The organism is Pseudomonas sp. FEN, assembly GCF_904067045.1.
Classification (GTDB): domain Bacteria; phylum Pseudomonadota; class Gammaproteobacteria; order Pseudomonadales; family Pseudomonadaceae; genus Aquipseudomonas.
On the sequence record NZ_CAJFDC010000001.1, the window covers coordinates 574,680 to 588,067 of the forward strand.

Genomic DNA, 13,388 nt, shown 5'->3' on the forward strand with positions numbered 1-13,388 from the left:
ATTAAAGAAGAGGGAATCCCCATGTTCGTGCACAAGATCGCACTGCTCAGTGCAATGACCACCGCGCTGCTGGCCAGCGTCTCGATCCAGGCCGCCGAGCCGCTGAAAGCCGTGGGTGCGGGCGAAGGCCAACTGGATATCGTCGCTTGGCCGGGCTACATCGAGCGCGGCGAAAGCGACAAGGCCTACGACTGGGTGACGGGCTTCGAGAAGGAAACCGGCTGCAAGGTCAGCGTGAAAACCGCCGCCACCTCCGATGAAATGGTCAGCCTCATGGCCAAGGGCGGCTATGACCTGGTCACGGCTTCCGGCGATGCCTCCCTGCGACTGATCGTCGGCAAGCGCGTGCAACCGATCAACACCGCGCTGATCCCGAACTGGAAGAACCTCGATCCGCGTCTCAAGGATGCGCCCTGGTATGTGGTCAACAAGCAGACCTACGGCACGCCTTATCAGTGGGGCCCGAACGTACTGATGTACAACACCAACGTGTTCAAGCAGGCACCGACCAGCTGGGGCGTGGTCTTCGAGGCGCAGAACCTGCCGGACGGCAAGCCGAACAAGGGGCGCGTACAGGCCTATGACGGCCCGATCTATATCGCCGACGCGGCGCTGTACCTCAAGTCGGCCAAACCGGAGCTGGGCATCCAGAATCCCTATGAGCTGACCGAAACCCAGTACAAGGCCGTGCTCGACCTGCTGCGCGCCCAGCAGCCGTTGATCCACCGCTACTGGCATGACGCCACGGTACAGATGAGCGACTTCAAGAACGAAGGTGTGGCGGCCTCCAGTTCCTGGGGCTACATGGTCAACGGCCTGCAGGCGGACAAGCAGCCGGTGGCCTCGGTCATTCCGAAGGAAGGTGTCACCGGCTGGGCCGACACCACCATGCTGCACGCCGATGCCAAGCACCCGAACTGCGCCTACAAATGGATGGACTGGTCGTTGCAACCCAAGGTCCAGGGTGACGTCGCGGCCTGGTTCGGTTCGTTGCCGGCGGTACCGGCGGCCTGCAAGGAGAGCGAGTTGCTGGGAGCTGAAGGCTGCAAGACCAACGGCTTCGACCACTTCGACAAGATTGCTTTCTGGACCACGCCCCAGGCCGCGGGCGGCAAGTTCGTGCCGTACAGCCGCTGGACCCAGGACTACATTGCGATCATGGGCGGCAGGTAATACCCCCAGGCAATAACGAAACTTGTGGCGAGCGGGCTTGCCTCCAATGCCATTCAGTTAAGAACTGGCCCCAAGTCGGGCCGAGATTTGTGGCGAGCGGGCTTGTCGGAACGCCGCACCGCCACTCTCGGCTGCGAAGCAGCCGTAAAACCGCTCATCTCGATCGGCCTGACAGGCCGAATTCGCCGGTTTCAGGGGCGCTTCGCGCCCCAGCGCGGGCAAGCCCGCTCGCCACACACGCCTTCTCGGAGCACCGCATCATGACGCTTGCAGTCCAGTTTACCCACGTTTCCCGTCAGTTCGGCGAAGTGAAAGCCGTCGACCGGGTTTCCATCGATATCCAGGACGGCGAGTTCTTTTCCATGCTCGGCCCTTCCGGCTCGGGCAAGACCACCTGCCTGCGCCTGATCGCCGGTTTCGAACAACCCAGCGCCGGCTCGATCCGCATCCATGGCGAAGAGGCCGCCGGGCTGCCACCCTATCAGCGCGACGTGAACACCGTGTTCCAGGATTACGCGTTGTTCCCCCATATGAACGTGCGCGACAACGTCGCCTACGGCCTGAAAGTCAAAGGCGTCGACAAACGCGAACGCCTGAACCGCGCCGAAGAGGCCCTGGGCATGGTCGCCCTGGCCGGCTACGGCGAGCGCAAGCCGGTACAGCTCTCCGGCGGTCAGCGCCAGCGCGTGGCCCTGGCCCGCGCCCTGGTCAATCGCCCTCGGGTACTGCTGCTCGACGAACCCCTCGGCGCACTGGACCTCAAGCTGCGCGAGCAGATGCAAGGCGAGCTGAAAAAACTGCAACGGCAACTGGGCATCACCTTCATCTTCGTCACTCATGACCAGACCGAAGCGCTGTCCATGTCCGACCGCGTGGCGGTGTTCAACAAAGGCCGCATCGAGCAGGTCGACAGCCCGCGCAACCTTTACATGAAACCGGCCACCGCGTTTGTCGCCGAGTTCGTCGGCACCTCCAACGTGATTCGCGGCGAGCTGGCGAAACAGCTCTGCGGCAGCGACCTGCCGCTGTCGATCCGTCCGGAGCACGTGCGCTTCGCCGACGGGCCGGCGCACAGCGACGAGGTCGAGATCAGTGGCCTGCTCCATGACATCCAGTACCAAGGCAGCAGTACCCGCTATGAACTGAAACTGGACAGCGGCCAGACCCTGAATATCAACCGGCCCAACACCCAATGGGCGGACACCGGCAGCGCTTACCAGGCCGGCCAGCGGCTCACCGCGCGCTGGGCGCGGGAAGCCATGACCGTGCTGGCGAGCGAGGTCTGACATGTATAGCCAGGCCCTCCCCCAAGCGACCTCGGCAGGCTCGCCGATGCGGCGCTTCTCCAACCTGCTGTACCGGCGCCCCAACTTCTACCTGGCGCTGCTGCTGGTACCGCCGCTGATCTGGTTTGGCGCGATCTACCTCGGCTCGCTGCTGACCTTGCTCTGGCAGGGTTTCTACACCTTCGACGACTTCACCATGGCGGTCACCCCGCAGCTGACCCTGGCGAACTTCGCCGCCCTGTTCGCGCCGTCGAACTTCGACATCATTCTGCGCACCTTGAGCATGGCGGTGGTGGTGTCCATCGCCGCCGCTATCGTCGCCTTCCCCATTGCCTACTACATGGCGCGCTACACCACGGGCAAGACCAAGGCTTTCTTCTACATCGCGGTGATGATGCCAATGTGGGCCAGCTACATCGTCAAGGCCTACGCCTGGACCCTGCTGCTGGCCAAAGGCGGGGTCGCCCAGTGGTTTGTCCAGCACCTGGGGCTGGAACCGTTGTTGCAGTTCGTGCTGGGCATTCCGGGGGTCGGCGGCAGCACCCTGTCGACCTCGCACCTGGGACGTTTCCTGGTGTTCGTCTATATCTGGTTGCCGTTCATGATCCTGCCGATCCAGGCTGCCCTCGAGCGCCTGCCGCCGTCGCTGCTGCAAGCCTCCGCGGACCTCGGCGCCAAGCCGCGCCAGACCTTTATGCTGGTGATCCTGCCGCTGTCGATTCCCGGCATCGCGGCGGGCTCGATCTTCACCTTCTCGCTGACCCTGGGCGACTTCATCGTGCCGCAACTGATCGGCCCACCCGGTTACTTCGTCGGCAGCATGGTCTACGCCCAGCAGGGCGCCATCGGCAACATGCCGATGGCGGCGGCCTTCACCCTGGTGCCAATCGTGCTGATCGCCGTGTACCTGTCCATCGTCAAACGCCTGGGGGCCTTCGATGCGCTCTAATTCAGAACAACACGGGGAAAGAGCCTCGCTGGGCCTGCGCCTGGCGGCCTGGGGCGGGCTGCTGTTCCTGCACTTCCCGATCCTGATCATCTTCCTCTACGCCTTCAACACCGAAGACGCGGCCTTCAGCTTCCCGCCCCGGGGCTTTACCCTGAAGTGGTTCAGCGTGGCCTTCGCCCGGCCCGATGTCCTGGAAGCCATCAAGCTGTCCTTGCAGATCGCCGCGATTGCCACGCTGATCGCCATGCTGCTCGGCACCCTGGCCTCGGCCGCCCTGTATCGCCGGGACTTCTTCGGCAAGCAGGGCATTTCGCTGATGCTGATCCTGCCCATCGCCCTGCCGGGGATCATCACCGGGATCGCCTTGCTCGCGACCTTCAAGAGCCTGGGGATCGAGCCGGGCATGTTCACCATCATCGTCGGCCACGCGACCTTCTGCGTGGTGATCGTCTACAACAACGTCATCGCCCGCTTGCGGCGCACCTCCCACAGCCTGATCGAAGCCTCGATGGACCTGGGTGCCGACGGCTGGCAGACCTTCCGCTACATCGTCCTGCCGAACCTCGGCTCGGCGTTGCTGGCCGGCGGCATGCTGGCATTCGCCCTGTCGTTCGACGAGATCATCGTCACCACCTTTACCGCCGGCCATGAACGCACCTTGCCGATCTGGCTGCTCAACCAGCTCAGCCGACCACGGGACGTCCCGGTGACCAACGTGGTGGCCATGCTGGTGATGATAGTCACGATGCTGCCGATTCTCGGTGCCTACTACCTGACCCGCGGCGGTGAAAGCGTGGCCGGCAGTGGCGGTAAATAAGCGAAGACCGAGGCCGGCTACCGAAATTGAAAGCTAAATCGGAACTGGAACTGAGGCTGGAACTGAGGCTGTGACTGGAATTTGGACTTGAACTTGAACTTGGACCGTGGGAGCGGAGCTTGCCCGCGAAGGGGCCCTTGAGGGCACTAAAAGCTTCGCGGACAAGCTCCGCCCCCACAAGGAGACTCCCACCCATCCGAAGGCTCCCACAAACTCCGAAAAATTCGGTGTCTACAGAACCACCTGATTGCTCCATGAGGACATGACCATGCAAACCAAACTGCTGATCAACGGCCAACTCGTCAACGGCGAAGGCCCGGCCCAATCCGTGTTCAACCCGGCCCTGGGCCGGGTCCTGGTAGATATCAACGAAGCCAGCGAAGCCCAGGTCGACGCCGCCGTGCGCGCCGCCGACGGCGCCTTCGAAAGCTGGTCGCAGACCGCGCCGAAAGACCGCTCCCTGCTGCTGCTGAAACTGGCCGACGCCATCGAGGCCCATGGCCCGGAACTGGCGAAACTGGAGTCGGACAACTGCGGCAAGCCCCTGAGCGCGGCCCTCAACGACGAGATCCCGGCGATCGCCGACGTGTTCCGTTTCTTCGCCGGCGCCAGCCGTTGCATGAGCGGTTCGGCGGGGGGCGAATACCTGCCCGGCCACACTTCGATGATCCGCCGCGACCCGGTGGGCGTGATCGCCTCCATCGCGCCGTGGAACTACCCGCTGATGATGGTCGCCTGGAAAATCGCCCCGGCCCTGGCCGCCGGCAATACCGTGGTACTCAAGCCCTCGGAACAGACCCCGCTGACCGCCTTGCGCCTGGCCGAACTGGCCGCGCAGATCTTCCCGGCCGGCGTGTTCAACCTGGTCTTCGGCCGCGGCCCGACCGTGGGCAACCCGCTGGTGACCCACCCGAAAGTACGCATGGTGTCGCTGACCGGCTCCATCGCTACCGGTTCGCAGATCATTTCCAGCACCGCCGACAGCGTCAAGCGCATGCACATGGAACTGGGCGGCAAGGCCCCGGTGATCATCTTCGACGACGCCGACATCGACGCCGCCGTGGCCGGCATCCGCACCTTCGGTTTCTACAATGCCGGCCAGGACTGCACCGCCGCCTGTCGGGTCTATGCCCAGGCCGGGATCTACGAGAAGTTCGTCGAGAAACTCGGCGCGGCGGTCAGCACCATCAAGTATGGCTTGCAGGATGATCCGCAAACCGAGCTGGGCCCGCTGATCACCGCCCAGCACCGTGATCGCGTGGCCGGTTTCGTCGAGCGCGCACTGGCCCAGTCACATATCCGCCTGGTCACGGGCGGCAAGGCGGTGCCCGGCAACGGCTTCTTCTTCGAACCGACGGTCCTGGCCGACGCCCTGCAGGATGACGAAATCGTCCGGCGCGAGGTGTTCGGGCCGGTGGTCTCGGTAACCCGGTTCGACGATGAAGCCCAGGTGCTGGGTTGGGCCAACGATTCGGACTACGGCCTGGCGTCATCGGTGTGGACCGCCGATGTCGGTCGCGCCCATCGCCTGGCGGCCCGCTTGCAGTACGGCTGCACCTGGGTCAACACCCACTTCATGCTGGTCAGCGAAATGCCCCATGGCGGGCAGAAGCTGTCCGGGTATGGCAAGGACATGTCGATGTACGGATTGGAGGACTACACCACCGTGCGGCATGTGATGTTCAAGCACTGACACATCAATACCTGGGTTGTCCGCGAAGCAGGCGTTCGTCTTGAGGGCCTCTTCGCGGGCAAGCTCCGCTCCCACAGGTTATCGGTCGCCTGCGAAAAGTAAATTCGACGCGGTCATTGTGGCAGCGGAGCTTGTCGGGACGCTGCACAGCCGCGAAGAGGCCAGAACAAGCACCACCATTCAAGATATCTACCCGCAATCCAGATCCACCACAACAATACCGAACCGGGACGGGCCGTCATGGCCCGGCCACGGTTTCGGACACCTGAAATCTGCCGATTTTCTGGAGCAACACCGTCATGAGTGCACAACCCCACCTCGGCGCAGCGGCCGACAGCGGGTGTTCGAGCGCCATCAACCGCTCTGCGTGCTGTTCAACACCTTCGATATCCGCGTCGAGGATTCCTACCGGCCAGCATTCCTCAGCGCGTCCCTGGCGGGCATGACGACTTGTGCGACTCAAAACCGCGAAACACCCTCCATCACATTCAACAGGCAGCGCATCGCATTGCGGTCCTCGGCCGACAACGCGCGATAGCGTTCCAGCAATTGTTGCTCTTCAGCGCTGAGCTTACGCGCCCTGGGCCGGGATGAGGTCCTGAACGTCCAGAGGAACAGCATGAAACCGACAATGCTCCGCGCCTTTGCCATGACCACTTTCCTTGCTGGATAGACCTGCCCCGCCTGAACGAACCGCTCAGGATTGCCTTAAGCGTAGGAACAGTCCGAATCAGGCTAAGAACATTTCGAAATTTCCAGCAAGAAAACTCAAGTCATCCTGGCAAGAGCCCGTGATAAACACCCGGGGTACGCCTATTCATACCGCACCACCTCAAACCCCTCTTCCAGCGCCGGAGCTTCGAAATAGCGGGAAATCGCCTCGAACTCGGCCTCACTGGTCTTGAACGGGTGATCACCCGCCTCATTACGGACCTTCAGACGGGCCTTGCACAGCTCATCAGCCACATCGAGGAAATGCAGCCGATGGGCAGCCCCCGCGCTTTCAAAGACCGAACGCGCCCAAAGCCGGCTGGCCACGGTATTGGACGGAAAATCGAGGACCACCGAGACCCCAGCGTGCAAAAGCGCAACGAGATGCTCGGCCAAGACCCCGCGCAAGCGGCCGGCACAGCGCACATAGTCAGCGATTGCAGTGATCTCGCCCGGATACAGCCGGGCAAGCCAGACGTCCTCACAGATCAACACGGTCGAGGCGGTTGCCGCCAGGCGTTGTGCCAGCATCGACTTCCCCGAGCCGATCTTTCCACAGACCAGATGCAGGGTCGGAACGCTATCGCCGGGGGCGCGGGTTTCAGGTGGCGACATTTCAATCTCCTTTTGACGTCCAATACCCAGGAAGGCGGCCAGAAAAAACCCGCCTCGGTGGGCGGGTTTCGGGTGTTTTCAGAACACGCGTCAGCCCACCCTCGTATCGAAGGTGGGAATAATCGCGATGTTCTGCTGTGAGTTCATGAAACTGACCTTATTCACTTAAACGTCTGACGGCAAGCCTCAACCCTTCACTCACGCAAATTCGACTCGTGAATCGGCTGATCGCGATGGGTCGCACGCTGATACTGCGCCGGCCAGGTCGCCTTGTGCCCGCCCAGATCATCATCGGCGTGCAACGGCCAGTAAGGGTCACGCAACAGCTCGCGGGCCAGCAGAATCATATCCGCCTGGCCGGTGCGCAGGATGTGCTCGGCCTGGGCCGGCTCGGTAATCAGGCCGACGGTACCGGTGGCGATGTCGGACTCCTTGCGTACGCGCTCGGCGAAACGGGTCTGATAACCCGGTCCAGTGGGAATCTCCGCATTGGCGGCGGTGCCACCCGAGGACACATCGATCAGGTCGACGCCGAGGGCCTTCAAGCGCCGCGCCAGCTCCACCGTCTCATCGGGGTTCCAACCATCTTCCACCCAGTCGGTGGCCGAAACACGGACAAACAGCGGCAGCTCTTCGGGCCAGACCGCGCGCACGGCCTCAGTCACCTGCAACACCAGGCGAACGCGATTTTCAAAGGATCCACCGTATTGGTCGCGGCGCTGGTTGCTCAATGGCGATAGAAACTGGTGCAGCAGATAACCATGGGCCGCATGCACTTCGACCACCTTGAAACCGGCGATCAAGGCGCGCTTGGCTGCCATCACAAAAGCCTGGATAACCTCGGCGATCTGCTGCTCGTCCAGTTGCGCGGGCGAGGTGTGCTGCGGATCGAAGGCAATCGGCGATGGGCCGACCGGAGTCCAGCCACCCTCCTCCGGCTTGACGCTGCCATGCTTGCCCAACCAGGGCCGGTGGGTGCTGGCCTTGCGTCCGGCATGAGCGAGCTGGATTCCCGCCACCGCGCCCTGGGCGGTGATAAAGCGGGTGATGCGTTGTAACGGTTCGATCTGTTGGTCATTCCACAGGCCAAGATCCTGGGCGGTGATCCGGCCGTCGGCGGTAACGGCGGTGGCTTCGGTGAAGATCAACCCGGCACCGCCCACTGCCCGACTGCCCAGGTGGACGAGGTGCCAGTCGTTGGCCAGGCCGTCGACGCTGGAGTACTGACACATGGGCGAGACCGCGATGCGGTTGAGCAGGGTCAATTGACGAAGGGTATAAGGTTCAAGCAGCAGACTCATGGGGCACCTCTCAAATCAAGTGGGCTGGCTCCAGGGTTCTGTTAGAACGTCGGCAAGTGACAAGAGTGGTGGATAACCGCCCCCCGGCGGGTAGAAAACAGGGCGACGTCACAAGACCATTCAGACAGTGCTTACAGCCTAGTCGACAATGGCACGGGCGGGAGGGTTCAGCGGATTTAAACCGGCATAATCACCTGCGGGCGCCGGCATGCCGGCACCCGCAGCTCTCAGCGCGGCTCGATATGGGCAATCATCAGTTGCACGCTTTCCTTGCCACGAAACTCGTTGAGGTCAAGTTTGTAGGCCAGTTCCACCCAGTCGACCCGCGCGTTGCTCCACAGCTCCGGGTCGATGCCGAAGGCAATGCCATCGAGCTTCAGCGACCCGCATTCGCTTTTCAACACCACCTTCAGGTGCCGCTCGCCGACGATGCGCTTTTCCACCAGTTGGAATACACCATGGAACAGCGGCTCGGGGAAATGCTGCCCCCACGGGCCGGCATTGCGCAGCGCCCGCGCCAGCTCCAGGTTGAACTCCTCCAGGGCCAGCGAACCATCGGTCTGCAAGCGTCCGGTCAGGTCGTCCTCGCTAAGCTGACGCCGTACTTCGGCATCGAAGGCTTCGGCGAACAACGGCAAGTTTTCCTGCGCCAGGCTCAGACCGGCGGCCATCGCATGACCGCCGTACTTGCCGATCAGTTCCGGGTGTTGCGCCGCCACCACGCTCAAGGCATCACGAATATGGAAACCCGGGACCGAACGGCCGGAACCCTTGAGCATGCCGTCGCCGGCATCGGCAAAGGCGATGGTCGGCCGGTGATAACGCTCTTTCATCCGCGAGGCGAGGATACCGATCACCCCCTGGTGCCAGTCCGGCTCGAACAGGCACAGGCCGAACGGCATCGACTCCAGCGGCAGGTCCTTGAGCTGGGCCAGCGCTTCGCGTTGCATGCCCTGCTCGATGGACTTGCGGTCCTTGTTCATATCATCGAGCTGGCTGGCCATTTCCAGGGCCAGGGCCGGGTCTTCACAAAGCAGGCATTCAATACCCAGGCTCATATCGTCCAGACGCCCCGCCGCGTTCAGCCGCGGGCCGAGAATAAAGCCCAGGTCGGTGGAGGTCAGCCGCGAATGATCGCGTTTGGCCACCTCGAGGATCGCCTTGAGTCCCGGTCGGGCACGCCCCGCGCGAATCCGCTCCAGGCCCTGGTGCACCAGGATACGGTTGTTGGCATCCAGCGGCACCACGTCCGCCACGCTGCCCAACGCCACCAGATCGAGCAGTTCGCCGATGTTCGGCTGCGGCGCGCTGGCGTAGCGGCCCAGGCCGCGCAGGCGCGCGCGCAGGGCCATCAACACATAGAAAATCACCCCGACACCAGCCAGGGCCTTGCTCGGAAACTCGCAGCCCGGCTGGTTCGGGTTGACGATGGCATCGGCCTCCGGCAATTCGCTGCCGGGCAAGTGGTGGTCGGTGACCAGCACCTTGAGCCCCGCCGCCTTCGCCGCCTGCACCCCCTCGATGCTGGAAATGCCGTTGTCCACGGTGATCAGCAATTGCGGCTCGCGCTGCAAGGCCACGGCAACGATTTCCGGGGTCAGGCCATAACCGTATTCGAAGCGGTTCGGCACCAGATAATCGACATGCGCCGCGCCCAGCAGGCGCAGGCCCAGGACCCCGACAGTGCTGGCGGTGGCGCCGTCGGCATCGAAGTCGCCGACAATCAGGATCCGCTGGCGCTGCTCCAGCGCCGTCACCAGCAGGTCCACCGCCGCGTCGATGCCTTTGAGTTGCTGGAAGGGGATCAGCCGCGCCAGGCTCTTGTCCAACTCGTCCTCGGAGACCACGCCGCGGGCGGCGTACAGACGGGTCAACAAGGGCGGCAGATCACCGAGAAAAGGCAGCGTGGCGGGCAACGGGCGGGGTTCGATACGCATGGGAATAATTAACCGCGCTCGCCCATCAGCCATTCCAGCTGGACTTCATGCTGGCCACGATCGTCGGTGACGAAGATTGTGCCTTCGCTGATCATCACGTCCCACTTGATCACCCGCGGCATGTCCTTGGCCAGGGTTTCCAGGACTTCTTGCGGTACGGCGGCGATATGGACATTCTTCAGGTTCTTCACCGCGTCGACCACCTTGGTCTGCCAGACCCGCAAACTGCCATAGGCCAGCAGGCTGGTACGCTCGGTGCGGCGGGAACACCAGGTCAGACGGTCGGCATCCGGTTGACCGACTTCGATCCAGTGCAGCACGCGATCATCCAGGCTCTTTTCCCACAATGCCGGCTCGTCCACTTCCGACAGACCCCGACCAAAGGCCAGCAGCTCGTTGTACCAGAAGGCGTAAGCCAGCAGACGCACGGTCATGCGCTCCTCGGTTTCCGATGGGTGGCGGGCGATGGTCTGGTTGACGCTCTCGTAGACCCCACGATCCAGGTCAGTGAGGTTCAGGTTGAATTTGTAGGTCGTGGACGGCTGGGCCATGAACGGGGCTTCTAAAGACGAGGAAAGGCGGCCAGTCTAACCGATACGCAAGGCAATCAACGACTGCTCGCGGTTATGCTGATTCGTTCAGCCATGATAAAAAGCCCTATTGTCTTCGTTTTGCCCTACAGGATCTGCCATGCCGCTCACCGCCAAACCCCTTTCCGGACTGAAGGTCATCGAGCTCGGAACCCTGATCGCCGGCCCTTTCGCCTCGCGCATCTGTGCCGAATTCGGTGCACAGGTGATCAAGGTGGAATCGCCGGACGGCGGCGACCCGTTGCGCAAATGGCGCAAGCTGTACGAGGGCACGTCGCTGTGGTGGTTTGTCCAGGCACGCAACAAGCAATCGCTGACGCTGAACCTGAAACACCCGGACGGCCTGGCCATCCTCAAGCAATTGCTTGGCGACGCGGACATCCTGATCGAGAACTTCCGCCCCGGCGTACTGGAAAAGCTCGGCCTGGGCTGGGAAACCCTGCACGCGCTGAACCCGAAGCTGGTGATGGTGCGGTTATCGGGTTTCGGCCAGACCGGGCCGATGAAGGACCAGCCCGGCTTCGGCGCGGTCGGCGAGTCCATGGGCGGGTTGCGCTACATCACCGGTTTCGAGGATCGACCGCCGGTACGCACCGGGATTTCCATCGGCGATTCGATTGCCGCGCTCTGGGGGGTGATTGGCGCACTGATGGCCCTGCGTCATCGCGAAGTCAACGGAGGCAACGGCCAGGTGGTGGACGTGGCCTTGTATGAAGCCATCTTCGCCATGATGGAGAGCATGGTGCCGGAATTCGACGTGTTCGGTTTTATCCGCGAGCGCACCGGCAACATCATGCCGGGGATCACGCCCTCCTCGATCCACACCACGGCCGATGGCAAGCATGTACAGATCGGCGCCAACGGTGACGCGATCTTCAAACGCTTCATGCAAGCCATCGATCGCAACGATCTGGCGAACGATCCGGCGCTGGCCAGCAACGATGGCCGCGACAGCCGGCGTGACGAACTCTATGGTGTGATCGATCGATGGGTGAACAGCCAGTCACTGGACTCGGTGCTCGCCACCCTGAACCAGGCCGAGGTACCGGCCAGCCGGATCTACAGCGCCGAAGACATGTTCAGCGACCCGCAGTTTCTCGCCCGGGAAATGTTTATCCAGGCCAAGCTGCCGGACGGCAAGGACTTCAAGATGCCGGGAATCGTGCCGAAACTCTCAGAGACACCGGGCTCCAGCGAATGGGTGGGACCTGAATTGGGCGAGCACAACAACGTGGTGCTGGCCAGCCTGGGCTATGACGCCGCACGGATTGCACGCTTGCGTGAAAGTGGCGCTATCTAGCGTGTCGTGGTGGCAAGACCTTGGCCTGACTGCGCGGAAGGTATGGACGTCATGAGTCCTCGAATTCTCTGGCAACACCGGCGCTGTCGACGAGCGCTTATCACCCTGCTGGCCACGCTGGTCTTTGCCCTGCCGATAGGCGCCCAGGCCAAGGACACGCTGATCTGGCTGCTGCGGGACCTGCCGCCGCTGGTGATTTTCGAGGGGCCGCAAAAAGGTCAGGGGGCCGTCGATCAATTGCGCCAGTTGTTGGCGGCCGCCATGCCCGAGTACGAACATACGACCCTGCGGGTCAACCGGGCGCGAGCCATGCAGATGCTCGCCGAGCCTTCGTTTACCTGCGACGCGGCGCTGCTCTGGACCGCTGAACGGGCGAAGAAGATTGTGTTCTCCATTCCCAGCCTGGGCTTGACCAGCAACGGATTGGTGGTGCGCCAAGAGGACCGTCCGCTGATCGAGCCGTTTGTGCGCGACGGCCAAGTGGACCTCGCTGCCCTGCTGGTCAGTGATCATCTGAAACTGGGGATTGTCGCCGAACGCAGCTACGGCTACCTGATCGACAATCTGTTGCGACAGACCCCCGCGGAGCACTTGGCGCCCCATTACGGCAACGATGCCCAGGGCAATCTGTTGCAGATGCAGCGCTTGGGACGGCTGACCGCCTTACTCGGCTATTGGGCGGAAATTCGCTACCAGGCCCGGCAACAAGGCATCGTCGCCGAGAACCTGGTGTTTTATCCGATCAAGGGCATCGCCAAGTACCAGTTCATCCGTGTGGGGTGCTCCAACACGGAACAGGGACGCGCGGCCGTCACCCATATCAACCAGATCCTGCGTGAGCTGCGCCAGCACCAGTTGCTCGATCTCTATGTGCAATGGCTCGACCCACAGCAGCGGGACGCCTATCTGGAGGACGCCAGGCAGTTTTTCCTGGCCCCTGAGGATCAGTGATAAACGCCAGGCAAAAGAAACCCCGAGAAGCGGGGAAACGACTCGGGGTTAAACGTGGTCTATAA

General features: G+C 62.6%; 12 protein-coding genes. 7 read left to right on the forward strand and 5 right to left on the reverse strand.

What is annotated here, in order from left to right:
- Window positions 1–21: 21 nt before the first annotated feature.
- From ydcS to PFEN_RS02760, 5 genes are all read left to right on the forward strand, one after another.
- A complete protein-coding gene (gene ydcS / locus PFEN_RS02740; protein WP_191485496.1) occupies window positions 22–1,173 on the forward strand; it encodes a putative ABC transporter substrate-binding protein YdcS in 1,152 nt (383 codons plus the stop codon).
- Between the two features lie 260 nt (window positions 1,174–1,433).
- On the forward strand, window positions 1,434–2,459 hold the full coding sequence (locus tag PFEN_RS02745) for an ABC transporter ATP-binding protein (RefSeq protein ID WP_191485497.1): 1,026 nt from the start codon (window positions 1,434–1,436) through the stop codon (window positions 2,457–2,459).
- 1 nt (window position 2,460) lies between these two features.
- A complete protein-coding gene (locus PFEN_RS02750; RefSeq protein ID WP_191485498.1) occupies window positions 2,461–3,408 on the forward strand; it encodes an ABC transporter permease in 948 nt (315 codons plus the stop codon).
- The gene (locus PFEN_RS02755; protein WP_191485499.1) at window positions 3,398–4,225 is read left to right on the forward strand and encodes an ABC transporter permease; all 828 of its coding nucleotides are present in this window, start codon (window positions 3,398–3,400) and stop codon (window positions 4,223–4,225) included. Before PFEN_RS02750 ends, PFEN_RS02755 begins: the two co-directional genes overlap by 11 nt.
- Window positions 4,226–4,493: 268 nt before the next feature.
- On the forward strand, window positions 4,494–5,918 hold the full coding sequence (locus tag PFEN_RS02760; protein WP_191485500.1) for a gamma-aminobutyraldehyde dehydrogenase: 1,425 nt from the start codon (window positions 4,494–4,496) through the stop codon (window positions 5,916–5,918).
- A 459-nt stretch (window positions 5,919–6,377) separates the two neighbouring features.
- Here the strand turns inward: PFEN_RS02760 and PFEN_RS02765 are convergent, their stop codons facing one another.
- The 5 genes from PFEN_RS02765 to PFEN_RS02785 form a co-directional block, all read right to left on the reverse strand.
- Complete coding sequence (locus PFEN_RS02765; protein WP_191485501.1) at window positions 6,378–6,569, reverse strand: hypothetical protein; 192 nt, start codon at window positions 6,567–6,569, stop codon at window positions 6,378–6,380.
- A 162-nt stretch (window positions 6,570–6,731) separates the two neighbouring features.
- Window positions 6,732–7,244, reverse strand: coding sequence for an AAA family ATPase (locus PFEN_RS02770; RefSeq protein ID WP_191485502.1), 513 nt, complete (start codon window positions 7,242–7,244; stop codon window positions 6,732–6,734).
- A 194-nt stretch (window positions 7,245–7,438) separates the two neighbouring features.
- Complete coding sequence (locus PFEN_RS02775) at window positions 7,439–8,545, reverse strand: NADH:flavin oxidoreductase/NADH oxidase (protein WP_191485503.1); 1,107 nt, start codon at window positions 8,543–8,545, stop codon at window positions 7,439–7,441.
- 227 nt (window positions 8,546–8,772) lie between these two features.
- Entirely contained in the window at window positions 8,773–10,482 is a 1,710-nt protein-coding gene (recJ, locus tag PFEN_RS02780) for a single-stranded-DNA-specific exonuclease RecJ (RefSeq protein ID WP_191485504.1), read from the reverse strand.
- A gap of 8 nt (window positions 10,483–10,490) precedes the next feature.
- Window positions 10,491–11,033: a YaeQ family protein gene (locus PFEN_RS02785; protein WP_191485505.1), complete on the reverse strand. Its 543-nt coding sequence runs from the start codon at window positions 11,031–11,033 to the stop codon at window positions 10,491–10,493.
- Between the two features lie 139 nt (window positions 11,034–11,172).
- Here PFEN_RS02785 and PFEN_RS02790 point away from each other — a divergent pair, with 139 nt between their 5' ends.
- Complete coding sequence (locus PFEN_RS02790) at window positions 11,173–12,372, forward strand: CaiB/BaiF CoA transferase family protein (RefSeq protein WP_191485506.1); 1,200 nt, start codon at window positions 11,173–11,175, stop codon at window positions 12,370–12,372.
- 51 nt (window positions 12,373–12,423) lie between these two features.
- Window positions 12,424–13,323, forward strand: a complete 900-nt coding sequence (locus tag PFEN_RS02795; RefSeq protein WP_191485507.1) for a TIGR02285 family protein — start codon at window positions 12,424–12,426, stop codon at window positions 13,321–13,323.
- Window positions 13,324–13,388: the final 65 nt, after the last annotated feature.

Excerpts from the sequence above, each read along its gene's own strand:
- PFEN_RS02775 (WP_191485503.1), bottom strand. The coding sequence starts at position 8,545 with ATGAGTCTGCTGCTTGAACCTTATACCCTTCGTCAATTGACCCTGCTC.
- PFEN_RS02790 (WP_191485506.1), top strand. The coding sequence starts at position 11,173 with ATGCCGCTCACCGCCAAACCCCTTTCCGGACTGAAGGTCATCGAGCTC.
- PFEN_RS02770 (WP_191485502.1), bottom strand. The coding sequence starts at position 7,244 with ATGTCGCCACCTGAAACCCGCGCCCCCGGCGATAGCGTTCCGACCCTG.
- ydcS (WP_191485496.1), top strand. The coding sequence starts at position 22 with ATGTTCGTGCACAAGATCGCACTGCTCAGTGCAATGACCACCGCGCTG.
- PFEN_RS02760 (WP_191485500.1), top strand. The coding sequence starts at position 4,494 with ATGCAAACCAAACTGCTGATCAACGGCCAACTCGTCAACGGCGAAGGC.
- PFEN_RS02750 (WP_191485498.1), top strand. The coding sequence starts at position 2,461 with ATGTATAGCCAGGCCCTCCCCCAAGCGACCTCGGCAGGCTCGCCGATG.
- PFEN_RS02755 (WP_191485499.1), top strand. The coding sequence starts at position 3,398 with ATGCGCTCTAATTCAGAACAACACGGGGAAAGAGCCTCGCTGGGCCTG.
- PFEN_RS02795 (WP_191485507.1), top strand. The coding sequence starts at position 12,424 with ATGAGTCCTCGAATTCTCTGGCAACACCGGCGCTGTCGACGAGCGCTT.
- PFEN_RS02785 (WP_191485505.1), bottom strand. The coding sequence starts at position 11,033 with ATGGCCCAGCCGTCCACGACCTACAAATTCAACCTGAACCTCACTGAC.
- recJ (WP_191485504.1), bottom strand. The coding sequence starts at position 10,482 with ATGCGTATCGAACCCCGCCCGTTGCCCGCCACGCTGCCTTTTCTCGGT.
- PFEN_RS02765 (WP_191485501.1), bottom strand. The coding sequence starts at position 6,569 with ATGGCAAAGGCGCGGAGCATTGTCGGTTTCATGCTGTTCCTCTGGACG.
- PFEN_RS02745 (WP_191485497.1), top strand. The coding sequence starts at position 1,434 with ATGACGCTTGCAGTCCAGTTTACCCACGTTTCCCGTCAGTTCGGCGAA.